Annotated in this window: 18 protein-coding genes and 1 pseudogene; 11 read left to right on the plus strand and 8 right to left on the minus strand. The window is 66.4% G+C overall.

Annotation, left to right across the window (positions count from 1 at the left end):
- Positions 1-29: 29 nt before the first annotated feature.
- Both AC5P88_RS14430 and tkt read left to right on the plus strand, forming a co-directional pair.
- Positions 30-1,349 carry a dicarboxylate/amino acid:cation symporter gene (locus AC5P88_RS14430; RefSeq protein WP_099555164.1) on the plus strand — a complete coding sequence of 440 codons (1,320 nt, stop codon included), beginning with the start codon at positions 30-32 and terminating at the stop codon, positions 1,347-1,349.
- Between the two features lie 161 nt (positions 1,350-1,510).
- A complete protein-coding gene (tkt, locus tag AC5P88_RS14435) occupies positions 1,511-3,508 on the plus strand; it encodes a transketolase (protein ID WP_010484072.1) in 1,998 nt (665 codons plus the stop codon).
- A 115-nt stretch (positions 3,509-3,623) separates the two neighbouring features.
- On the opposite strand, the gene ybiA is transcribed toward tkt, so the two are convergent.
- From ybiA to AC5P88_RS14450, 3 genes are all read right to left on the minus strand, one after another.
- Positions 3,624-4,172, minus strand: a complete 549-nt coding sequence (ybiA, locus tag AC5P88_RS14440; RefSeq protein ID WP_495225358.1) for a riboflavin biosynthesis intermediates N-glycosidase — start codon at positions 4,170-4,172, stop codon at positions 3,624-3,626.
- Between the two features lie 99 nt (positions 4,173-4,271).
- The gene (locus tag AC5P88_RS14445) at positions 4,272-6,224 is read right to left on the minus strand and encodes an acetyl-CoA hydrolase/transferase C-terminal domain-containing protein (protein ID WP_495225359.1); all 1,953 of its coding nucleotides are present in this window, start codon (positions 6,222-6,224) and stop codon (positions 4,272-4,274) included.
- Positions 6,225-6,258: 34 nt separating this feature from the next.
- The gene (locus AC5P88_RS14450; protein ID WP_495225360.1) at positions 6,259-6,816 is read right to left on the minus strand and encodes a flavin reductase family protein; all 558 of its coding nucleotides are present in this window, start codon (positions 6,814-6,816) and stop codon (positions 6,259-6,261) included.
- A gap of 118 nt (positions 6,817-6,934) precedes the next feature.
- Between AC5P88_RS14450 and AC5P88_RS14455 the strand changes: the two genes are divergently transcribed.
- The 5 genes from AC5P88_RS14455 to AC5P88_RS14475 all read left to right on the plus strand — a co-directional run bounded on the left by AC5P88_RS14455 (position 6,935) and on the right by AC5P88_RS14475 (position 10,502).
- Positions 6,935-7,300, plus strand: coding sequence for a BlaI/MecI/CopY family transcriptional regulator (locus AC5P88_RS14455; protein WP_495225361.1), 366 nt, complete (start codon positions 6,935-6,937; stop codon positions 7,298-7,300).
- A complete protein-coding gene (locus tag AC5P88_RS14460; RefSeq protein WP_495225362.1) occupies positions 7,293-8,534 on the plus strand; it encodes a M56 family metallopeptidase in 1,242 nt (413 codons plus the stop codon). The genes AC5P88_RS14455 and AC5P88_RS14460 overlap by 8 nt, the downstream gene beginning before the upstream one ends.
- The gene (locus AC5P88_RS14465; protein ID WP_495225363.1) at positions 8,531-9,094 is read left to right on the plus strand and encodes a hypothetical protein; all 564 of its coding nucleotides are present in this window, start codon (positions 8,531-8,533) and stop codon (positions 9,092-9,094) included. The genes AC5P88_RS14460 and AC5P88_RS14465 overlap by 4 nt, the downstream gene beginning before the upstream one ends.
- Positions 9,095-9,174: 80 nt before the next feature.
- Complete coding sequence (locus tag AC5P88_RS14470) at positions 9,175-10,053, plus strand: hypothetical protein (RefSeq protein WP_495225364.1); 879 nt, start codon at positions 9,175-9,177, stop codon at positions 10,051-10,053.
- The gene (locus AC5P88_RS14475; RefSeq protein ID WP_495225365.1) at positions 10,050-10,502 is read left to right on the plus strand and encodes a hypothetical protein; all 453 of its coding nucleotides are present in this window, start codon (positions 10,050-10,052) and stop codon (positions 10,500-10,502) included. The genes AC5P88_RS14470 and AC5P88_RS14475 overlap by 4 nt, the downstream gene beginning before the upstream one ends.
- 22 nt (positions 10,503-10,524) lie before the next feature.
- Here the strand turns inward: AC5P88_RS14475 and AC5P88_RS14480 are convergent, their stop codons facing one another.
- Entirely contained in the window at positions 10,525-11,325 is an 801-nt protein-coding gene (locus tag AC5P88_RS14480) for an MBL fold metallo-hydrolase (RefSeq protein ID WP_459048054.1), read from the minus strand.
- An 11-nt stretch (positions 11,326-11,336) separates the two neighbouring features.
- Positions 11,337-12,155 (minus strand): S1/P1 nuclease, encoded by an 819-nt coding sequence (locus AC5P88_RS14485; RefSeq protein WP_495225366.1) that lies wholly within the window; start codon positions 12,153-12,155, stop codon positions 11,337-11,339.
- A 114-nt stretch (positions 12,156-12,269) separates the two neighbouring features.
- On the opposite strand from AC5P88_RS14485, the gene AC5P88_RS14490 reads away from it, so the two are divergent.
- Positions 12,270-13,397, plus strand: coding sequence for a GGDEF domain-containing protein (locus tag AC5P88_RS14490; RefSeq protein WP_495225367.1), 1,128 nt, complete (start codon positions 12,270-12,272; stop codon positions 13,395-13,397).
- 49 nt (positions 13,398-13,446) lie between these two features.
- Here AC5P88_RS14490 and AC5P88_RS14495 read toward each other — a convergent pair whose 3' ends face one another.
- Both AC5P88_RS14495 and AC5P88_RS14500 read right to left on the minus strand, forming a co-directional pair.
- On the minus strand, positions 13,447-14,856 hold the full coding sequence (locus AC5P88_RS14495) for a hypothetical protein (RefSeq protein ID WP_495225368.1): 1,410 nt from the start codon (positions 14,854-14,856) through the stop codon (positions 13,447-13,449).
- A gap of 198 nt (positions 14,857-15,054) precedes the next feature.
- Positions 15,055-15,684 (minus strand): OmpW/AlkL family protein, encoded by a 630-nt coding sequence (locus tag AC5P88_RS14500; protein ID WP_495225369.1) that lies wholly within the window; start codon positions 15,682-15,684, stop codon positions 15,055-15,057.
- Between the two features lie 192 nt (positions 15,685-15,876).
- Between AC5P88_RS14500 and gap the strand changes: the two genes are divergently transcribed.
- From gap to AC5P88_RS14515, 3 genes are all read left to right on the plus strand, one after another.
- Positions 15,877-16,881 carry a type I glyceraldehyde-3-phosphate dehydrogenase gene (gene gap / locus AC5P88_RS14505; protein WP_495225370.1) on the plus strand — a complete coding sequence of 335 codons (1,005 nt, stop codon included), beginning with the start codon at positions 15,877-15,879 and terminating at the stop codon, positions 16,879-16,881.
- A gap of 125 nt (positions 16,882-17,006) precedes the next feature.
- Positions 17,007-19,679, plus strand: coding sequence for a DUF2339 domain-containing protein (locus tag AC5P88_RS14510; protein WP_495225371.1), 2,673 nt, complete (start codon positions 17,007-17,009; stop codon positions 19,677-19,679).
- The gene (locus AC5P88_RS14515; RefSeq protein WP_495225372.1) at positions 19,676-21,052 is read left to right on the plus strand and encodes a DUF3999 domain-containing protein; all 1,377 of its coding nucleotides are present in this window, start codon (positions 19,676-19,678) and stop codon (positions 21,050-21,052) included. Before AC5P88_RS14510 ends, AC5P88_RS14515 begins: the two co-directional genes overlap by 4 nt.
- Positions 21,053-21,261: 209 nt before the next feature.
- Here AC5P88_RS14515 and AC5P88_RS14520 read toward each other — a convergent pair.
- Positions 21,262-21,387 (minus strand): annotated as a pseudogene (locus AC5P88_RS14520) (IS110 family transposase); the annotation flags it as partial.

Raw genomic sequence — 21,387 nt, forward strand, 5'->3', positions numbered from 1 at the left:
GTGCATTCATTTTTCGAGGAAACCCGCGTATGACAGCAGCTGCTGCCGACAAGAAGAAGTTGCCCCTGCATTGGAAGATGGGCATCGGCTTTGCGATCGGCCTGGTCCTGGGACTGATCGTGCACGCCCTGGGTGGCAGCGTCGATGGTCTGCAGGCCGGTGCCAAGTGGGTAATGGACTACGTCACCACCCCGGCCTCGGGCCTGTTCCTCAACCTGATCTTCATGCTGATCGTGCCGCTGATCTTCTCGGCGCTGATCATGGGCGTGTCGGAGATGGGCGACATCCGCGCCCTCGGCCGCATCGGCTGGAAGACCCTGGCCTACACCGTGCTGCTGTCCGGCATCGCCGTGGGCATCGGCCTGGTGCTGGTCAACCTGCTCAAGCCGGGCGCCGGCGTCGATCCGCAGGTCGCTGCCATGATGCTTTCGGAGAACGCCGAGCGCAGCAAGGAAATCGTTGCCGGCATCCATGGCACGCCGAAGGGCATGGACATGCTGCTGTCGATCGTGCCGAGCAACGTGCTGCAGGCCGCGTCGGACAACGGTGCGATCCTGTCGCTGATGTTCTTCGCGCTGATGTTCGGCATCGGCATGGTGCTGACCGACAACGAGAAGGTCGCCCCGCTGCGCCGCGCCATCGAAGGCGTGTTTGAAATCTCGATGACCCTGATCAACCTGGTCATCCGCCTGGCGCCGTACGCCGTGGCCTGCTTCATGTTCAACCTGGCCGCGCTGTTCGGCTTCGAGCTGATCATCCGCCTCGGTGCCTACGTGGGCGTGGTGGTGCTGGCACTGGGCCTGCACATGGTCGTGACCTACGGCACCGCTGTGTGGCTGTCCGGCCGTTCGCCGCTGTCGTTCTTCCGCGATACCCAGGAAGCGACGGTGATGGCGTTCTCCACAGCCTCCAGCAACGCCACCCTGCCGACCGCGCTGCGCGTGGCCGACCAGATGGGCCTGCCGCAGCGCGTGTCGCGCTTCGTGCTGACCGTGGGCGCCACCGCCAACCAGAACGGCACCGCGCTGTTCGAGGGCGTGACGGTGATCTTCCTGGCCCAGTTCTTCGGTGTGGACCTGAGCATCGGCCAGCAGATCATGGTGATGGCGGTCTGCATCCTCGGCGGCATCGGTACCGCCGGCGTGCCGTCGGGCTCGCTGCCGGTGGTGGCGATGATCTGTGCGATGGTCGGCGTCAATCCGCTGGGCATCGGCCTGATCCTGGGCGTGAACCACTTCCTGGACATGTGCCGTACCGCGCTGAACGTGACCGGCGACCTGGCCCTGACCACCCTGGTGGCCAAGGGCGAGTCCCACGACGGCCCGGCACTGACGCCCCACCAGGACTGAGTCCAAGGCCACTGCCGGCGACCTGATCGGGGTCGGATCCCATTCCGCATGGAATGGGATCCGACCCCTTTCGTTTTCCGGTCCGACCTGACCCGGCCCGGCGACTATGGGACAATAGGCCGCCCGCACGTCCGCGGCCGCCTCCCGATTCCGACAGAACCATGACGCAGCCTACCCGTCGCCAGTTGGCCAACGCCATCCGCTTCCTTGCCGCCGATGCGGTTGAAACCGCAAAGTCCGGCCACCCCGGCATGCCCATGGGCATGGCCGACATCGCCGAAGTCCTCTGGAACGACTACCTCCGCCATAACCCGAGCAATCCGCACTGGTTCAACCGCGACCGTTTCGTGCTGTCCAACGGCCACGGTTCGATGCTGCAGTACGCACTGCTGCACCTGAGCGGTTACGACCTGCCGATCGAACAGCTGAAGCTGTTCCGCCAGCTGGGCAGCCACACCGCCGGTCACCCGGAACGCCACGAGACCCCGGGCGTGGAAACCACCACCGGCCCGCTGGGCCAGGGTTTCGCCAATGCCGTGGGCTTCGCCCTGGCCGAGAAGCTGCTGGCACAGCGCTTCAACCGCCCGGAGCTGGAAGTGGTCGACCACCGCACCTGGGTGTTCATGGGCGATGGCTGCCTGATGGAAGGCGTGTCGCATGAAGCGGCGTCGCTGGCCGGTACCTGGGGCCTGCACAAGCTGGTCTGCTTCTGGGACAACAACCACATCTCCATCGACGGCAACGTCGAGGGCTGGTTCACCGACAACACCCCGGAGCGTTTCGAGGCCTATGGCTGGAACGTGGTCCGCGACGTCGACGGCCATGACCCGGAAAGCATCAAGGCCGGCATCGAGGCCGCGCTGTCGCAGAGCGACAAGCCGACCCTGATCTGCTGCCGCACCACCATTGGTTTTGGTTCGCCGAACAAGGCGGGCAAGGAATCCAGCCACGGTGCCCCGCTGGGCAAGGACGAACTGGAAGCCACCCGCAAGCAGCTGGGCTGGGAATACGGTCCGTTCGAGATCCCGCAGGCGATCTACGACGGCTGGCGCGCCAATGGCGCCGGCACCCTGCGCCAGGCCGAGTGGGAACAGCTGTTCGACAAGTACGCCAGCCAGTACCCGGGCGAAGCCGCCGAACTGACCCGTCGCTCGCACGGCGAACTGCCGGCCGACTTCGTGGCCAAGGCCGATGCCTACATCGCCCAGGTCGCCGCTGAAGGCCCGACGATTGCCTCGCGCAAGGCCTCGCAGCTGGCCATCGAAGCCTACGCACCGCTGCTGCCGGAAATCGTCGGTGGCTCGGCCGACCTGGCGCACTCCAACCTGACCCTGTGGAAGGGCAGCAAGTCGGTCGCCAGCGACGACGCCAACGCCAACTACGTGTACTACGGCGTGCGCGAGTTCGGCATGACCGCGATCGCCAATGGCCTGGCCCTGCACGGTGGCTTCATTCCGTTCGATGCCACCTTCCTGGTGTTCAGCGATTACGCCCGCAACGGCGTGCGCATGAGCGCGCTGATCCCGGCCCACGCCATCCACGTCTACACCCACGATTCGATCGGCCTGGGCGAAGACGGCCCGACCCACCAGCCGGTGGAGCACCTGGCCTCGCTGCGCTACATCCCGAACAACGACGTGTGGCGCCCGTGCGATGCGGTCGAGTCGGCAGTGAGCTGGAAGGCCGCGATCACCCGCCAGGACGGCCCGAGCTGCCTGGTGTTCAGCCGCCAGAATCTGCCGCACCAGCCGCGCAACGCCGAGCAGATCGCCCAGATCGAGCGCGGTGGTTACGTGCTGGCCGACGCTGCCGGTACCCCGGACGTGATCCTGATCGCCACCGGTTCGGAAGTCTCGCTGGCCACCGAAGCCAAGGCCCAGCTGGACGCGGCCGGCCTCAAGACCCGCGTGGTCTCGATGCCGTCCACCGACGTGTTCCTGCGCCAGGATGCGGCCTACCGTGAATCGGTGCTGCCGAACGCCGTGCGCAAGCGCGTGGCCGTGGAAGCCGGCGTCACCGGTTTCTGGCGCCAGTTCGTCGGCCTGGACGGTGCCGTGATCGGTATCGACACCTTCGGTGCCTCGGCCCCGGCCGACCAGCTGTACAAGCACTTCGGCATCACCACCGCGCACGTGGTGGAAGCTGCCAAGGCGCTGTAAGCAGCATCGCAGCGTGATGAAGGAAAGGCCGGCGCAAGCCGGCCTTTCTCTTTTTCTGTGGGGCGAAACGAATCGGCCGCCGTGCCAGTAGATCCACGCCAGGCGTGGATGAGCGTTACATCGCGTCGCGCACGTCCATCAGCGCAAACCCAAGCAGGTTCAATCCGCGCCACTGCGCCGGGTTGTGTGCGTCGGCGTGGTCCTTGGCCAGGCCGATGCCCCAGATGAAATCCACCGGGCTGGCTTCGACCAGCACCCAGCCTGCGGTCGCACGCAGGAACGCCCCAAGTTCCGGGTTCTGCGCGAACTTGGCCCTGTTGCCTTCCACCACCAGGTCGTAGCGGGCCTGCGTCCAGCGCGCTTCATCGAAGCCTTCGATCTGGCGGCCGAAAGCCTTGGCCTTGTCCGGCGTGGTGCTGGCGACGATCTTCTCAAGCAGCTCGGTGGCGCCGAACAGACGCGCCTTTCCGGCCATCATGTAGTGCTCGGCGGTGCGGTAGTGCACGCCATCGATCTCGAAGCCGGCGTCATACCACTGGCTGAAACAGGACGCAGAAACTCCGCTGCGCGGCGGCTGGTGGCCCCAGAAGCAGAGGTAACGCAGGTCTTCGCCTGCAGCCTCGCGCTGCTGCAGATCATGCAGGAAACGGGAATCATCGTTCATCGCCACAGGATAGCGTGCCGCCGTGCCCTGGTAGGTGCCAACCTTGGTTGGCACTGATGCTTTTTCGCCGGGCATGGCCTGGCGCTACCGCACGCGTGATTACGCAGTACGCGCCAGCGCCAGCCGCAGCAGGCGCGCGTCCAGGCGCTCGGCGAAATCCTTCGGCGCCTGCAGGCCCATGCGCTGCAGGTACACCGCGTCGCCGTCGCCGGCCGGTTGCCGCAGCGCTGCCCAGACCGTACGCAGCTTGTCGCTACGGGTCTGCGTGTTGGCCTTCAGCCAACCCAGCGCCTTCACCAGCACCTGTTCGATCTCGTTGAAATCGCTGCCGAGCGGATAGTCGGGCAGGCTGCCATCGGCACGGAACGGTGCCAGTGCGGCGGCCAATGCCTGCGGCGTGTTTCGCTGCAGGCGCTCGGGATCCGGCTGGGTGCTCTTCAACAGCTTGCGTGCAGCCTGCGCCTGTTGCAGCAGGCCGCCCTGGAACGGCGCCTCGGTGATCGCGGCCATCGCCTGCACGCAGTCCTCGTCGGTCAGCCCGCGCAGATCGGCGATGCCGTACTCGTTGAGGTAGATGTCGCGCAGGTGGCGCGGGATGGTGGTGTGGCCGTAGTTCCAGCGCACGTTGGATTCGCGCCGGCCCTTGTCATCGCGTGCGGCGCGGAACATCAGCACGCTGCGCGCTTCGGGCAGGGCATGCGCCATCGCCACGAAGTTGTACTGGCCGCCCACACCGGACACCACGCGGCCATCGTCCAGCGCATCGGAGACGGCCGCGCCCAGCGCGGTGGCCATCATGCACGAGTTGAAGAAGCGCGCATGGCGGCGTTGCAGGCGCTCCAGCGTCTCGTTGCCGCCGTACAGCTGGTTGATCTCGCTGATGCGGCGCATGCCGATCGCGCGGCACTCGTCTTCCGGCAGCGTGCGCAGCCACTCGTAGAACTCCGGCGAGCCCAGGTAGAACGCGCCGTGCAGGTACTCGCCCTCGGCCGCCAGGGTGGCGTGGTCGATCGACAACGTGCTGCCGTTCTCGATGCGCTGCATCAGCGCCAGGTCGTCATGCACCTTGCGCTTGATCACCCCGGTCTGCACCAGCCGCCGGAAGCCTTCGTTGAGCATTTCGCTGCAGCCATACAGGCCTACCTCGAACGGATCCAGCCCACCGATCTCCTGCACCAGCGGGTGGCTGGCCAGCTGGGGATCCAGCGCGTGCAGCACGCGGCGGTAGCGCGCGTTGTCGGTGTGGCGCAGCACCAGCGCATGGCTCAGTGCATCGGCCAGCGTGCCGATGCCGATCTGCAGGGTGCCGCCGTCGCGTACCAGCGTGCTGGCATACAGGCCGATGGCGTAGTCGGCATCGCCGACCGGCTGCCGCGGCAGCCCGAACAGCGCCGGGTACGGCGGCGGCGGGGTGATCACCAGATCGAAGAACGACACATCGACCGTGGCCGAGCCGCCCAGGTAGGGCAGCTGCGGGTCGATCTCGGCGATCAGCAGGGGGCGCGGCAGGCCACGGGCTGCGATGGCATCGAGCGTGTCCTGGGTGATGTCGTTGTTGCACGACAGCGACAGCCGGCGATCATCCGGCCGCATCGCCACCTTCTGCACGATCACCTGCGGCGCGCGCTGGGCGACCGCATCGGCGGCGTGGGTGTAGTTCAGGCTGGTATAGCTGGACTGCGCCTGGCGCGAACCGAGCAGCGCACCGGACTGCATGTAGAACTCCTCCACCTGCACATGTGCCGGCAGCGCGTCGCGCGCAATCGCGTCGGCATAGGCCAGGCGCGGGAAATCGTCGCCGAAGTGACGCTGCGCGAACGGTGCCATGAAGCGCGCCTCCAGGCCGGTGCCGCGCGCTTTCGGCGGGTTCAACGACAGCGCGGTATACAACTGCAGCGGCCGCGACGGGTCGTGCTCGACGCGCGCATACAGGGCATTGAGCAGCCGGTGCGGCTTGCCCAGCGCCAGCGGTGCCCCGATCCGCAACGGCCCGTCCACGCGCGCAAACAACCAGTCGACAGCGGCGTCCAGGTCGGTGAGGTGTTCGGTCATGCGGGGCGGTCCTGCGTGTGGGGGAGTGCTGGCATTACAGCATGTCGGGCTTGAACCGCCGTCGACGCGAGACTTCGGCGCCGGCCACCATGAACTGCCCATCGCCGCGGTAGTGCACCGTGCGCGGCAGCTTCGGCCGTGGTGCCACGTGTGCGCGCACGATTTCCCAGATGAACAGGTTGTTCGATGCCACCTGGCTGTCGTCGTACAAGCGGCATTCGAAGTTCGAGTGGCATTGCCCGACCAGCGGCGCGCCGACCTCGCGTGCGGGCAGCGCGTCGAGCCTGAACCGGGCGAACTTGTCGACCTCGCGGCCGCTGCAGTTGCCAATGTCCACCACGGTATCGAGCAGCTCCACGCCGGGTACGTTGATCACGCACTCGCCACTGCCGACGGCCAGGCCGTGGCTGTGGTTTTCATTCCACAGGTAGGTGGCGACCAGGGAAGGCGAGAAGCCCATCACCATGTGCCAGCCCATCGTCATCAGGTTGCGCTGGCCCTGCCACGCGGTACTGACCAGCACGATCGGGCCGGGTTCGAGGAAGCGGCGTGCCTGCTCGACCGGGAAGTCCTTCTTGGGCAGCGCTTTCATCCGATGCCAGGGGTGGGAGGAACCGATGCTGGCGCAGCCGGGATGAACCCGGAGTCGAGGGGCTTGACAGCCAGGTCGATTACGCGCGTAATCAGATCGTCGATTACGGATGTAAACCATGACCCCGATCAGCGAAGCCGAAGCCGTTGTGATGGAGGTGCTGTGGCAGCAGGCGCCACGTAGTGCCGATGACGTGGTGGCCGCGCTGGCCCATCGCGACTGGGCCGAGCCGACCATCAAGACCCTGCTCAACCGCCTGCTGACCAAGGGCGCGATTGCCGCCGAGCGCGATGGACGGCGCTACCTGTACCGGCCGCTGCTGCAGCGCCAGACCTGGGTGGAGGCGCAGAGCCAGGACTTCATCGGACGCGTCTTCGAGGGCCGCGTGGCGCCACTGGTGGCGCACTTCAGCGAACGTGGGCAGCTGAGCGCGGAGGACATTGCCGAACTGAAGAAGCTGATCCAGGAGCTGGACCATGACTGAGCTGCTCGACGGACTGTGGCGGGCCAGCCTGTGGCTGGCGGTGGGCGTGCTGCTGCTGGCGGCGCTGCGACCGCTGCTGGTGAGCCTGGGCGGCGCCGGGCTGGCCTATCGCAGCTGGTGGCTGCTGCCGTTGCTGCTGATGACCTTGCTGCTGCCATTGCCACAGGCTGCGGTGTTGCAGCACGTGCCGACAGTGCCGCTGAAAGTGGTGCCGGGGGCCGTGGATGGACTGACCGGGCAGTCGCTGCCGTGGGCTCTGCTGTTGCTGCTGGCATGGGCGCTGGGCACGGGCATCTGCCTGCTGCGCGACCTGCGTGCGCAGCGCCGTTTCGAACGCAGCATGGGCCCACTGCGTGCGCGTGCCGATGGCAGCTGGCAGGCAAGTGGCGATCCCGGGCTGCCGGCGCTGGTCGGCCTGTGGCGGCCGCGCATCGTGGTCGGCCCGGCATTCGACCAGCAGTTCACCGCACAGGAGCAGAACCTGATCCTGCAGCACGAGCGCAGCCATCGCCGCCATGGCGACCACTGGGCCAACGGCGCGTTGCTGCTGGTGCGCGCGGTGTTCTGGTTCCACCCGCTGCTGCCGTGGGCCGCGCGCCGCTTCCTGCGCGACCAGGAACTGGCCTGCGATGCCCGCACCATCGGCCCGCAGCCTGCGCTGCGTGGCCTCTATGCCAGCACGCTGCTGAAGGCGCAGCTGGTCCACCCGGTTGCGCCAGCGGTCTGCCATTGGCGCAGCCAACCCGTGTTGAAGGAGCGTATCGCCATGTTGAAGCAGTCCAAGCGGAAGGCATTGCCGTGGGTGTCGGGGCAGGTGCTGGTGGTCGGGTTGTGCGTGGGAATGGGCGCGGTGGCGTGGGCCAGCCAGGGCGGTGCGGCCGGTGGCACCCGCATCGGTGTCGAGCCGTTCGAACATGCGCAGGAAGATGCGGCCAGGGCGGGGTTGGACCGTCCCATCCAGGTGGACAAGATGCCGCCGCCGTCCTATCCGAAGTCGGCTGTCGAGCAGCGGCAGGTAGGCGTGGTCAATCTGCGCATCGAAGTGGATGCACAGGGCCATCCGACCGATGTGCAGGTGCTCAGTGCGACCAATCCGGGGGTGTTCGACGCCGTCTCCATCGCTGCCGCGCGCAGCTGGAGCTATCGCCCGGCGGTGAAGAACGGCAAGCCGGTGGCCGGTGCCGTACGCGTCCCGATCACCTACGCCATGGATGAGACCGAGGAGGCGAAGTGAAGCGGGCGCCGCTGCTGATGATGGCGGCGCTGCTGGTGGGGTGTGCAACCCAGGATCGCCTGACCACCGTTGATACCCGCAGCGAGAATGTCGGTCACCAGCGCCTGCGGCCCGATGCAGGAGGAGGCGCCGGCCAGATCCAGCCTTACGCGCTGGCCGCCAGCGAAGGCTACCGCATGCCGCAGCTGCATACGGCACCGGACCCGGTAGTGGGCGGGCGCGATCCACGCACCTCGCTGCCGCCGACCACGGTCTGCCTGCAGGTGGTGGTGGACGCGCAGGGCCGCGTTGAGCGCAGCATGCCGCTGACCGACCGCAGCGAATGCAGTGCGGGTGGCGCGCCGGAGAATGCGCCCTTGCTGCAGGCCGCGCAGGAGGCGATTGCGATGTGGAAGTACTCGTCCGCCGCGGTCTGCCACTTCGCAGCAGGCAAGGTGCCGGCCGATCGCGGCGACTGCCGCAGCGCCGAGCGGGTTGAGCCGGTGGCCGTCACCCTGCAGTACGCCTTCACCTTCGAGGTCGTGAAGGGCCAGCATGTGGTGCGTACGCAGGGGCGGTAGTGCCCGGCCATGCGCGGCCAGGCAGGCGCCGTCGCCCGCGCAGGCGTACAGTGCGGGCGATACGGCAACGGAAGCTGGGGATGAAGATCTGGACAATCATGCTGGCCGGGCTTTCCTGCGTACTGGCCGGTTGCACGCCGCATGGGCAGGACAACCATGACCTGGACGCGTATCGAAACGGTCCGCCGGCCTGCTCGGCCGGCAGCTACCTGGCAGCGCTGGGCGAGCCCGCACGCGCGGCGTATCTGCGGGGAGCGCTGCAGGTCCGCCCGCGATCGCCCTGCATCGCCGAACTGCTCGCCGCCCAGCCGCCGGCCTTCCTGCTGATTGCACGGCAGGCGATCCTCGATGGGGGAGAGCGCGGTGATCTTTCGCTTCTGGTCGGCGCGGTGGCAATGAAGGTCGATCGCGGCGAAATCACCGCTGCACAGGTGGATGCGCTGCAGTTGCAGGCGGCCTGTGCCGATTCACCGGAAGCGCCGGTGCAGTGCGCGGAACAGCTGCAGCGCCTGCGGCAGGCCTTGCAGGAACTGAAGGACCCTTCCTCGCGTGTACTGACGCAGACGTCGAAGGTAAGCCTGTCGGACGCGTCTCCGACCAGGCAGGTGGAAGCCACGCTTGCCATGCGCACGGCCGATGCACCGGCCGCAAGCGGTGTTGCGTGCGGCGGGACCACCTCGCCCTGCCGCGAGGTCACGCATCTGGAACTGCGCGTGGACGGCCAGCCGGTTCCCGTGGCGTACTCGGTGTACCGCGATCTCTTTGATCTGCATCGCGGAACCCTGAAGGCGGATGCTGGCGGCGGTGTGCTGGACCTGCAGGGCGGCGACACGTCGGAGAGTTACAACGTGCGTATCCGCTTCGATGCGCAGCACGTGCTGTCACGGCAGATGTATGTGGGCACGGCGCAGGATGACCTGCTGCAGGAAACCGTCTATCACGAGGTGATCTACGAATGATCAGAGCGCTCGGTACCATCGTCCTGGTGTACCTGGGGCTGCATATGACGCCTTGCCTGGCCATGGAGCGGGACCAGGGCGCCGATATGGTGGTCATCGCAACCCGGTTCATCGCCGTCCACGACGCGCGTGCTGACACAGCGCGCAATGCAGACGAACCCTTCATCGAAGACCGTGTGATCCCTGCCGTACACGCGATGGTGGAACGCGATGGTGGTCGACTGACGCGGGCGCAGCTGCAGGCACTGATCGATTTCATGATCGTGGCCGATGGCATGGCCAGTGAAGAAATCAGCGGGATGGCTGCGACGCTCTACCGCAGGCAGGGGCCTGCAGTGTGCACCTTGCTGAAGAACACGCCGGCAACCGGCCGCAGCGTCGTCATTGCGCGCATTCGCAGTGGCATTGCGCCCACTGCTGCACAGAACAGCCCTGCAGTGTGCGGGTGATGTCCGGCTCCGGGGCGAGGGCTTACGCCCCGCCCTGGATGTTGGCCTTCACCGCCGGCTGCATCAGCGCCGGCTCGGCCAGCGTCGCATCGCGGGCCTGGCGCACGCTCACGAACTCCGCCTCGGCCACGCCGTCATGCACGTGGATGTTGTGCGCGCGCTGTTCGCCGATGGTGGTTTCGTTGGCGAAATCACGACCGCCCGGACCGTAGTCGTGGCAGACGAATACGCGGGTCGCATCGGGCAGGGCCAGCAGGCGCTGGATCGAACGGTACAGCTGCGCGGCATCGCCGCCCGGGAAGTCGCAGCGGGCGGTGCCGCCGTCGGGCATGAACAGCGAGTCGCCGGTGAACAGTGCATCGCCGATCAGGTAGGCGATGCTGTCGCTGGTGTGGCCGGGCACGGCGATCACCTGGCCATGCAGCTCGCCAACGGCAAAGCTTTCGCCATCGCTGAACAGGTGGTCGAAGATTTCATCCGCAGCAGGAAGCTGCAGGCCATAGCGCGGTGCAAACGTCGCCTGCACCGCACGGATGCCTTCGCCGATGGCGAGCGTGGCCTGCGGGAAGCGCTGCTTGAGCCGACGCCCCGCCGACACATGGTCGGCGTGGGCGTGGGTTTCCAGCAGCCAGCGCAGCTGCAGGCCCTGCTGTTCGATGGCCTGCAGCACTTCGCGCAGCGGTGACTCGCTGCTGGCGTCGGTGTCCGGGTCGTAGTCCAGGACCGGGTCGATCAGCGCCGCCTCGCCGCTGGCCGGGTCGCTGGCCAGGTAGCTGAAGGTATTGCTGTCACGGTGGAAGAACGACTGCACCTGGACTGACATTGGAACGCTCCTCAGCGCGTGCCGAGCACGCGGTTCAGCAACTGCGCCAGGTTCTCGCCGGCCAGTCGCAGCTGCGCTTCGGCCAGCGGCCGGTAGCGCTCGGTGTATTCATCACCGATTTTACGCGTGGCCGGATAAACGCCAGCTTGCGTGGAAATGCGGCAGCTGGCCTCGGCCCAGGTCTGCGGGTCGCGTTGCGGGTTGGACTGGCGCGCCAGCTTCGGCGCGCGCTGGCTCTGCAGCAGCGGCAGGTAGCCGGCATCGTCCAGCTTGCGGGTGTTGAGCATGCCGCTGTCCCACAGCGAGTGCAGGTTGGTGCCGCGGTTGCCGAACTGCAGCTGGAAATCGTTGCCGCCCTTGTCGTGGGCGTAGCCGGCGTGCATCGGCTGGTGGATGTCACCCACCAGGTGCACGACGAACTTCAGCGCCTGCAGGCGCTCGCCGTCGGTCAGGTTGCGGTCGCCGAGGATGGCGCTCTGTGCTTTCAGCGCCTCGACAATGCAGTTGCCGCTCTTGCAGTGCTTCGGTGCTTCGTAATGGCAGTTGTCTTCGGCGATGTTGACGTAGTGCCAACCGGCCGAGCGACGGCCCAGGCCGGGGTCCTTGGCGCGCAGCTGGTCGGCCCAGGGCGCGATACTGGCCAGGGTGGCGTCTGGCTCGGTGGCCAGCAGGCGGTCCACTTCGGCGCGGGCGGTGGGATTGAGGCGGGCGTCGGCGACTTCGGCGACAAGGCGGTGGCCTTGTGCGCCCCAGGCATGGGCCGGGGCGGAAGCGGACAGCAGGGCCGGCGCCAGGGCGGCGGCGAGGAACAGGGAGTGCAGGGCTTTCATGCGTACATTCTAGCGGTGTGGGGCTGGCACGGGCTTTACCGGGCCGGGTGTTCGCCACACGGTCTTGATGCATCGGCCGCTAGGGTGACCCGGGCACACGCGGGGGAGGGGCTGATGGCGATCACGGACAGGCGCATCATGGTCGGTCATCCGGATGACGGCGGATTTGCCGACGCGTTCAATGCCCAGGTGGTCTGGCGCATGCGCTGGGCCTGCGCCGTGGCCGGCGCGTTCTCGCTGGGCTTTGCCGTGCTCGATACCTACTGGTTGCCGCCGGACGTGCACGCGCCGGTGCTGCGCTGGCGGCTGGGCGTTCTGCTGCCGGCACTGCTGCTGGGCGTCGCGCTGACCTTCGTGCCGGTGCTGCGGCGCCATCTGCAGTGGCTGGGCGGCAGCGTCGTGCTGGTCAGCGGGCTGGCGCTGGTGACCATGATCTGGACCGCGCACCGTGCCGGCGTGAACTACCCCTACGAAGGCATCAGCCTGTTCCTGTTGCTGAACTACTTCCTGTGCGGGCTGCGTTTCGGGGTGGCGACGCTGACCGGAACCCTGATCGCGCTGGCGTTCGTGCTGGCCGAGCTGCAGGTGGGCCGGCACTGGGCGCAGATGCTGCAGAGCGTGATGTTCGTGCTGGCCAGCAACCTGGCCGGCATTGTCGGCAGCTACATTTCCGAACGGCAGGCGCGTGCTACGTGGCGGGCCGAGCAGCGCCTGGATGCATTGGCCAACCATGATGGGCTGACCGGACTGCTGAACCGGCGCGCCTTCGATCGCCAGGCCAACCAGATCTTCCAGCGCTATCTGCGTACGTCGCATGCGCGTGGCGCACTGCGCATCGCCATGATCGATATCGACTACTTCAAGCGCTACAACGACCACCACGGCCATCCCGCCGGTGACACCGTGCTGCATGCGGTGGCGACGACCCTGGCTGCTCAGCTGCGTGGTAGCGACTCGGTGGTGGCACGCTACGGCGGCGAAGAGTTCGTGGCGCTGGGGCACTGGGCGCCGGGGCAACCGGAATCAGCGCCGTTCGAGCAGCTTCGGCAACAGGTGCAGGCGCTGGCGATCGCGCATGCCGATTCGGATGCGGCCCCGGTGGTGAGCGTGAGCATCGGCGTGGCACGCTGGCATGACGATGGTGGCGATACGCTGGAACAGGCATTGGCGCGTGCCGATGCGGCGCTGTACCGCGCCAAGGAAAGCGGCCGCAACCGGGTGGAAGTGGCGCCGGATCAGTAGATCCACGCTATGCGTGGATGTGCCCTGACCAATATCGAAACCCTCGATTTCACGGGGTGAGGCGGTAAAGCTCGAGAGGTATCGTGTCTATGGCGACACCGATCTCGTTTGTTCCAGTACCAACTCGTCGCCACTGACCTGATTCGAAGTCGAGCTTTTCAACGTTCTGCCACCATTTGTTGAGGCCGATACGCCCGGTAGCTGTCTGTCTGGGTGCACGAGAGGCAACGACAAGGTAGGCGATTGAAAGATCATCGTTCCCGTATTCGCCGACAAGAAACGAAGGATTGGACAGCCATCCTGAAATCTGACCAGATGGGACTCCCAGTTTGTTGTCCGCAAAGCCAAGGTACCTGACGCTGTTCAATGTGGATTGAACCTGCCTGGTCACGCCAAAAGTGCTTTGCTGGTCCGACAAGAGATTTCGCGGATTGTTCTGCTTGTCGAGCATTCCGAGCAAGTTACCGCCATTTGGCATGCCAGTCGTATTGCTGGCATCGTGGCTGATGAAGTTCGAAAAGCCTCTCATCCCGAACGCAAAAGCCCAGCCTGTGAACCATCTCAGGTCGTGAAAGCTGGCGTATTCAAACGGATCCTGACTCAGCGATGGGTGGGCAGACTGTACGTTCTGAAGATAGGCGATGGATGTCTGGCCCCTGGATCTTGCGAGGTTCGAAATAATCGACATATTTTCGGAGAGCAAGAGATCTCTTGCCGTCGGGCACTTCCTGAGTGATGGGCTGAACGGGTAAATGTCGAACGACAAATAGTCTGGGCGCACTTCATCAGATAGCCGACGTGCAAACTCGGAATAGCGAGCCACCATACTCACTGTTTTTTCTGGCTGAGATATGTTTGCTGTGGTGCAATCGACGCCATACTCCGTGGGCTGCATGGCGCCCGCATGGTCAGAACCTGCATAAGCGCCGGCATTGGCGTGAAGTGGGAACAAATTGATAAAGATCTTCATGCCGGCCAAGCGAGGCTCGGCTTTCACGCACTGACTCATTTCTGCGAGAGGCGAAATGTCCATCTCTGGCGGTTCGTCCTTGAAGTGAAGTCCTGCAAAGCTCTTGCCAAATTCAGCGCGAAGTTTGACCAAGACTGGATCAATTCGTTCGTCTGTGTATTTTTGGCAGTTGAATTTCCCTGTCTGGGTTGCAGCTTCGAAGGTCCAGCGCTCATACGTATAGAACTCAAGACCTCGTGCACTGATCGGAGCTGCAATGACTCTCAGCTGGTCCAAGGTTGCCGACGGCACGAGGAAGCGCGTCACGCCAACTGCCGCAAGCTGCTTGATCACATTTTCAGCAATGACGGGATCTTCCAGATAGCAATCTGGGGAAAAATCATCACATGCCCCGCCAGACATCATGACAAACGTACCGTCTGCAACGGTCGTTGCTAGGGCCGCAGGTGATCCAAGCAGAAGTGCGAGTGCGAGCCAGATACCCTTCATGATCGAGTCCGTTCTTTTCAGGGGTTTGAGTGTGCCATCTCTAGGCGATGGTCGCAGTCAATTTGTTCTGACACGGCATTTCCATAGCCAGCTGGCGTCGTCCCCAAAAAAGCCCCGGCAATGACCGGGGCAACATGCTGCGAGGGTATTGCGTGTGGCGGGCGAGCGGGGGCCGAAGCCCCCGCCCCCAGCACACGCTTAGAACTTGAAGACGTACGACGCACCGTAGACCAGCGGATCGATGTTGACCGTGCCGATCTTCTCGCCATTCAGCTTCACCTTGCTGTCGATGTCGATCCAGCGCATGTCCACGCGCAGGGCGCCCTTCTCGCCGATCGCGAAGTCGATGCCCGCATGCGCGGCCAGGCCCCACGAATCCTGCAGCTTCAGTTTGCTGCCGGCCAGCGCACCGGTGGTGTCTTCGCTGAAGAAGGTCGTGTAGTTCACGCCTGCGCCGACGAACGGCGAGACCTTGCCCTTGCTGTTGAAGTGGTACTGCAGGGTCACCACCGGCGGCAGCTGCTTGGTGCTGCCCACGCGGCCCAGGCCGTTGATGTTGATGTCGTGCTTGAACGGCAGCGCGGCCAGTACTTCGATGCCCAGGTTGTCGGCGATGAAGTACTCGCCGGTGATGGTCGGCTTGATGTCGTTGTCGACGTCGACCTTCAGGGTGTGGCCGGCCAGCCAGCCGTTGTTCGACTTCGGCGCCACCTGGTGGATGCCGGCCGAGACGGTCCAGTCACCCTTGGACTGGGCCATGGCCGGGGTGGCGGCGAGGGACAGGGCGGCGGCCAGGCCGGCCAGGATCAGGGGGGAGGTCTTGCGCATGGGGGTGATCTCGTTGCTGGGTGGATGGCGACAGTCTCGGCCTCACGCCGCGCTAACGCTTTGATCCGGATCAAATCCTGTCCGCCGGCCCTCTGGCCCGGGGGCTGGCCCACGGTGGCCAGCCCCGGTTTGCTAGACTTGTGGGCCCTATCCATCCCGCCGCACCCGTCGCGGCCGCAGGAGCTTGAGAACATGGCAATCAAGGTTGGTATCAACGGTTTCGGTCGCATCGGGCGTAACGTCCTGCGCTCGGCGGTGCTGAACTTCGGCGACGACATCGAAATCGTGGCCATCAACGATCTGCTGGAGCCGGACTACCTGGCGTACATGCTCAAGTACGACTCCGTGCACGGCCGCTTCAAGGCCGACGTGGCGGTGCAGGGCAACGACCTGCTGGTCAACGGCAAGAAGATCCGCCTGACCCAGGAACGCGACCCGGCCAACCTGAAGTGGGATGAAGTCGGCGCCGACGTGGTGCTGGAAGCCACCGGCCTGTTCCTGACCAAGGAAACCGCGCAGAAGCACATCGATGCGGGCGCGAAGAAGGTCATCATGTCGGCCCCGTCGAAGGACGACACGCCGATGTTCGTCTACGGCGTGAACGACAAGACCTACGCCGGCCAGGCGATCATCTCCAACGCCTCGTGCACCACCAACTGCCTGGCGCCGCTGGCCAAGGTCATCAATGACAAGTGGGGCATCAAGCGCGGCCTGATGACCACCGTGCATGCGGCCACCGCCACCCAGAAGACCGTCGATGGCCCGTCCAACAAGGACTGGCGCGGTGGCCGTGGCATCCTGGAAAACATCATTCCGTCGTCCACCGGTGCGGCCAAGGCCGTCGGCGTGGTCATTCCGGAACTGAACAAGAAGCTGACCGGCATGAGCTTCCGCGTCCCGACCTCGGACGTGTCGGTGGTCGACCTGACCGTCGAGCTGGAAAAGGAAGCCACCTACGCCGAGATCTGCGCCGAAGTGAAGGCACAGAGCGAAGGCGCGCTGAAGGGCATCCTGGGCTACACCGAAGACAAGGTGGTGGCCACCGATTTCCGCGGCGAGACCTGCACCTCGGTGTTCGACGCCGACGCCGGCATCGCCCTGGACGGCACCTTCGTCAAGCTGGTCACCTGGTACGACAACGAGTGGGGCTACTCGAACAAGTGCCTGGAAATGGCCAAGGTCATCGCCGCCAAGTAAGGCCGGCGAAGATCGCATACGGACCCCGGCCTGGCCGGGGTTCGTCGTTTATGGGGCCAGCCCTGTCGTAGCATGGGCCGGTCGACCGCTGCCGCTGGGGCGCGGGAACGCAATGGAAGCACGCAATGGAAGCTCTGATCGCCCTGGTCGTACTGGTCCTGCTGGCCATCCCGCTGCTGCTGGTGGTGGCACTGGTGATGATCGCCGGCCTGCGCCGCCGCGTGGCCGCACTGGAAAGCGCAATGGCCGCCGCGCCTGCCACCGGCAGGCCTGCCGCCGCCGCGCCTGCGCCTGAACGGCCTGTGGTCACGCCCTCGGCCGGCGCCGATCCGCCGTTCCTGCGGCCGGTCGCTGCGGCTGTGCCGCCCTCACCTGAGCCCCCGCAGCCGCCAGTGCGAGAGGCTGCGTCCACTGATGAGGCGCCTGCCCCTCGTCCTGCTGCGCCACCGCCGGTGCCGGTGCTGCCGCCGTTGCCGCCAGAACCGGTGTTGCCGAATTTCATCGAACGCGGCATCGGTGCGATCAAGCGCTGGTTCACCGAGGGCAACGTGCCGGTCAAGATCGGCATGCTGGTGCTGCTGGCCGGTGTCGCCGCGCTGCTGAAGTACGTCAGTGACCAGGGCTGGCTGGTGCTGCCGATCGAACTGCGCCTGGCCGGGGTCACCGTGGGCGCGCTGGGGCTGCTGGCCTTCGGCTGGCACCAGCGCGAACGCAGGCGCATGTTCGCGCTTGCGCTGCAGGGCGGTGCCATCGGCGTGCTGCTGCTGACCATCTTCGCCGCCTTCAAGCGATTCGAACTGGTCACCCCGGGCTTTGCCTTCGTCAGCTCGATCGCGCTGGTGGCAGGCCTGTGCGTGCTGGCGGTGGTACAGAACTCGCGCACCCTGGCGGTGCTGGGCATCCTGGCCGGCTTCATGGCGCCGTTGTGGCTGTCCACCGGCAGCGGCAACCACGTGGGGTTGTTCAGCTACTACGCGGTCCTCAACGCCGGCATCTTCGCCATCGCCTGGTTCCGCCCGTGGCGCGCGCTGAACCTGCTGGGCTTTGCCTTCACCTTCGGCATCGGTACGTTCTGGGGCGTGCTGCAGTACGCCCCGGACAAGTTCAGCAGTACCGAACCGTTCCTGCTGCTGTTCTTTGCCTTCTACCTGCTGATCCCGCTGCTGTACGCACGCCGGCAGCCGGCCGGCCGCCGCGACCTGGTCGATGGCAGCCTGGTGTTCGGTACGCCGCTGGTCGCGTTCTCGCTGCAGGCGGGCATGCTGCATGAGCAGCCGATGACGCTGGCACTGTGCGCGCTGGGCCTGGCCGCGATCTACGCGGTGCTGGCGTGGGCGTTGATCCGGCGTGCGTCGTACACCGTGCTGGCACAGTCGCACGCGGTGCTGGCGGTGGGCTTTGCCACGCTGGCAGTGCCGCTGGCGCTGTCGGCACGCGCCACGGGTGCCGTGTTCGCGCTGGAAGGCGCTGGCCTGGCCTGGCTGGGCCTGCGCCAGAAGCGCTGGCTGCCGCAGGTGTCTGGCGCGTTGCTGCAGATGGGCGCCGCGTTCGCCTTCGTGGCCGGCGCCGATCATTGGCTTGAAGATGCCCGCTTCCTGCTCAACCCGACTGCCATCGGCGCGCTGCTGCTGGCGCTGGCAGGTTTCGCCTCCGCCTGGAGCTACCAGCGCCGGCCGCGCCATGAGGTCGCACTGGTCTACTACCTGTGGGGCCTGCTGTGGTGGCTGGGCGGCCTGGTGCACGAGATCACCCGCTTCTTCCCGTACCGTATCGAAGTGGATGCGCTGCTGGTGCTGGCTGCGGTCACCGCATGGCTGGCGGCCGAAACGCAGCGCCACCAGCCAGCACGCGCACTGGGCGTGACCTCGCTGGCGATGCTGGCGCTGGGCTTCCCGCTGGCGCTGATGCAGAGCGACGCGCACCACCAGCCGTTCGCCGGCTACGGCGCGTTGGCCTGGGCGGTATTCGCCGTGCTCGGTGTGCGCACACTGCTGTGCCTGCGCCAGGGCGGTGACAGCGTGGCGCGCATCGCGCAGTTCCTGTGGTGGCTGCTGTGGCCCTCGCTGCTTTCGCTGCTGGCCCTGTGGGGCGGTGGCGAGGCAGGTCTGGCGCAGGGTTGGACGACGCTGCTGGTCACGCTGCCGTGGCTGCTGATGGCGGCGCTGTCGCTGTGGCGCTGGAATACGCTGCGCTGGCCGCTGGGTGAAGCGTTCGACCGCGTGCGCACGCCGCTGCAGTGCGTGCTGTTCGGCCTGCTGTCGATCGGCTGGCTGCTGGGCCAGCTGTTGCCGGGCGATGCTTCCCCGCTGCTGTGGCTGCCGGTGCTGAACCCGGCCGAGATCGGACAGTGGCTGAGCCTGTTGCTGCTCGCGCGCTGGCTGTACAGCGATCAGGCGCCGAAGGCCCTGCTGGGTATCCGCATGCCGCTGCTGTCACTGGCAACGTTCGTTGCGCTGACCAGCGTGGTGCTGCATGGCGTGCACCAGTGGGGCGGCCTGTCGTGGAACGCGTCGATGATGCGCTTCAGCCTGGCGCAGACCAGCTTGACCGTGCTGTGGAGCGTGCTCGGCGTGATCGCCTGGGTATGGGGTTCGCGCCGCGGCCAGCGTGTGTTGTGGATGGTCGGTGCCGTGCTGATGGGCGTGGTGCTGGCCAAGCTGGTCATTGTCGATCGCCAGCACCTTGGCAACCTGCTGGGCATCGCATCGTTCATCGCCTACGGCCTGCTGTGCACCGTCGTGGGTTATCTGGCACCGGCACCGCCCAGCGCGGCGCCGACCGTGGAGGAAAAACAATGAAGACGTGGAGCAGGGCGCTGCTGCCGGCGATGTTCGGCCTGCTGGCCGCCGTCGCGGCACAAGCCGCCGATTACCGTACGCAGTACGCCGAACAGTGGCCGCTGACCTTGTCCAGCGCGCAGTCCGGTGCCTATCGCGTCGTGCTGGAGCCGGCGATCTACCGTCGCGCCGGTACCGCGGACCTGAGCGATCTGCAGGTGTTCAATGCCGCAGGCCAATCGCTGCCGTCCGCCTTGCTGGCGCCCGATCAGCCGCTGGCGCAGCCACCGGTGCAGCGTGAACTGCCCTGGTTCGCACTGCCGCCGCTGGCCGAAGCGCAGCGCAACGATCTGCAGTTGCTGACCGAGCGCGATACCGATGGCCGCGTGCGTCGCGTCGAGGCACGCGTGAGTGGCGGTGCGGCGGCGAGCGGGCAGGGTGGCTGGCTGATCGACGCCAGCGTGCTCGGCCAGCAGCCGGTGGCGGCGCTGGTACTGGATTGGGCTGACAGCGGACAGCCGCTGCAGGCACAGGTGCAGCTGGATGCCAGCGACGACCTGCAGCACTGGCGTCCGATCGGGCGTGATATCCCGCTGGTCGACCTGCAGCGTGCTGGCAAGCGCCTGCTGCAGCGCCGCCTGCAGGTGGACGGCGAGGCGCGCTACCTGCGCGTGCTGGCGCAGGGCGATGCACGCCTGCCGGCGCTGCGCAGCGTACTGGCCGAGCTGCCGCCGGCGCCGGCCACACTGCCATGGGAGTGGCTGTCGCTGGAGCCGACCTCGACGGGCAAGGGTGAATACACCTTCGAGATGGATGGCCGTTTCCCGGTCGCCCGTGCGGACGTGGCCAGCACCGACAACAGCCTGGTGCAGTGGACGTTGTTCAGCCGCGACGACGAGAGTGCGGAGTGGCAGCGCCGCAGTGCGCCGTGGATTGCCTACCAGCTGCAGCAGGGCGCACAGGGCCCGCGCCAGCAGTCAGCCGCGCAGGCACTGGGCGGCGTGCATCGCGACCGCTACTGGAAGCTGGTTGCGAATCCTGCCGAATCGGCGACTGCGCCGTCCCTGCGCCTGGGCTACCAGCCGGAAGTGCTGGTGTTCCTCAGCCAGGGCGCGGCGCCCTATGCACTGGCGGTGGGCAGCACCACTGCCCGCAGGATGGAGGCGCCGATCGGTGTGCTGATCGAGGAGCTGCGCCAGCGCAATGACCCGTCATGGCAACCGACGCTGGCGCGCCTGGAAGGCAGCCCGGAGCCGCTGGCGGGAGACGCGGCGCTGAAGCCGCAGCACGACTGGAAGTCGTGGTTGCTGTGGGCGCTGCTGGGACTGGGTGTGCTGGTGGTGGGTGGCCTGGCGGTCAGCCTGCTTCGGCAGAAGCCTGCGCCTTCGGCGTAGTTTCCGGCGAACGGCGCAGCCCCTCGTGGGTGGGGTGGGTCGTGTAAAGCAAAAGCCTTGCTTGGCCGGGCGGGGTGGGTTCGCGGGGGACGCCGCAAGTACGTCCCTGTAGCAACTGTGTTGCTGGGGAGGCTTGGATCTCTCCGGCAAGCGGGCACGGTAGTGCCGGCCGCTGGCCGGCAGCCTCCGGAGGAACGCCGCGACTGTCCTTAGGCGGGGATCGGTCTGCTTCGGGCGTCGCGTACGCGGGCGTTGAGAATCACCAGCATCTTCCGCATCACCGCCACGATGGCCACGTTTCCTTCCTTGCCGCGGGCCCGCAGCGACTGGTAGAA

The organism is Stenotrophomonas sp. YJH_SMC_8, assembly GCF_059371315.1.

Coding starts and splice junctions, on each gene's coding strand:
- AC5P88_RS14430 (WP_099555164.1), top strand. CDS start 30: ATGACAGCAGCTGCTGCCGACAAGAAGAAGTTGCCCCTGCATTGGAAG.
- tkt (WP_010484072.1), top strand. CDS start 1,511: ATGACGCAGCCTACCCGTCGCCAGTTGGCCAACGCCATCCGCTTCCTT.
- ybiA (WP_495225358.1), bottom strand. CDS start 4,172: ATGAACGATGATTCCCGTTTCCTGCATGATCTGCAGCAGCGCGAGGCT.
- AC5P88_RS14445 (WP_495225359.1), bottom strand. CDS start 6,224: ATGACCGAACACCTCACCGACCTGGACGCCGCTGTCGACTGGTTGTTT.
- AC5P88_RS14450 (WP_495225360.1), bottom strand. CDS start 6,816: ATGAAAGCGCTGCCCAAGAAGGACTTCCCGGTCGAGCAGGCACGCCGC.
- AC5P88_RS14455 (WP_495225361.1), top strand. CDS start 6,935: ATGACCCCGATCAGCGAAGCCGAAGCCGTTGTGATGGAGGTGCTGTGG.
- AC5P88_RS14460 (WP_495225362.1), top strand. CDS start 7,293: ATGACTGAGCTGCTCGACGGACTGTGGCGGGCCAGCCTGTGGCTGGCG.
- AC5P88_RS14470 (WP_495225364.1), top strand. CDS start 9,175: ATGAAGATCTGGACAATCATGCTGGCCGGGCTTTCCTGCGTACTGGCC.
- AC5P88_RS14475 (WP_495225365.1), top strand. CDS start 10,050: ATGATCAGAGCGCTCGGTACCATCGTCCTGGTGTACCTGGGGCTGCAT.
- AC5P88_RS14480 (WP_459048054.1), bottom strand. CDS start 11,325: ATGTCAGTCCAGGTGCAGTCGTTCTTCCACCGTGACAGCAATACCTTC.
- AC5P88_RS14485 (WP_495225366.1), bottom strand. CDS start 12,155: ATGAAAGCCCTGCACTCCCTGTTCCTCGCCGCCGCCCTGGCGCCGGCC.
- AC5P88_RS14490 (WP_495225367.1), top strand. CDS start 12,270: ATGGCGATCACGGACAGGCGCATCATGGTCGGTCATCCGGATGACGGC.
- AC5P88_RS14495 (WP_495225368.1), bottom strand. CDS start 14,856: ATGAAGGGTATCTGGCTCGCACTCGCACTTCTGCTTGGATCACCTGCG.
- AC5P88_RS14500 (WP_495225369.1), bottom strand. CDS start 15,684: ATGCGCAAGACCTCCCCCCTGATCCTGGCCGGCCTGGCCGCCGCCCTG.
- gap (WP_495225370.1), top strand. CDS start 15,877: ATGGCAATCAAGGTTGGTATCAACGGTTTCGGTCGCATCGGGCGTAAC.
- AC5P88_RS14510 (WP_495225371.1), top strand. CDS start 17,007: ATGGAAGCTCTGATCGCCCTGGTCGTACTGGTCCTGCTGGCCATCCCG.
- AC5P88_RS14515 (WP_495225372.1), top strand. CDS start 19,676: ATGAAGACGTGGAGCAGGGCGCTGCTGCCGGCGATGTTCGGCCTGCTG.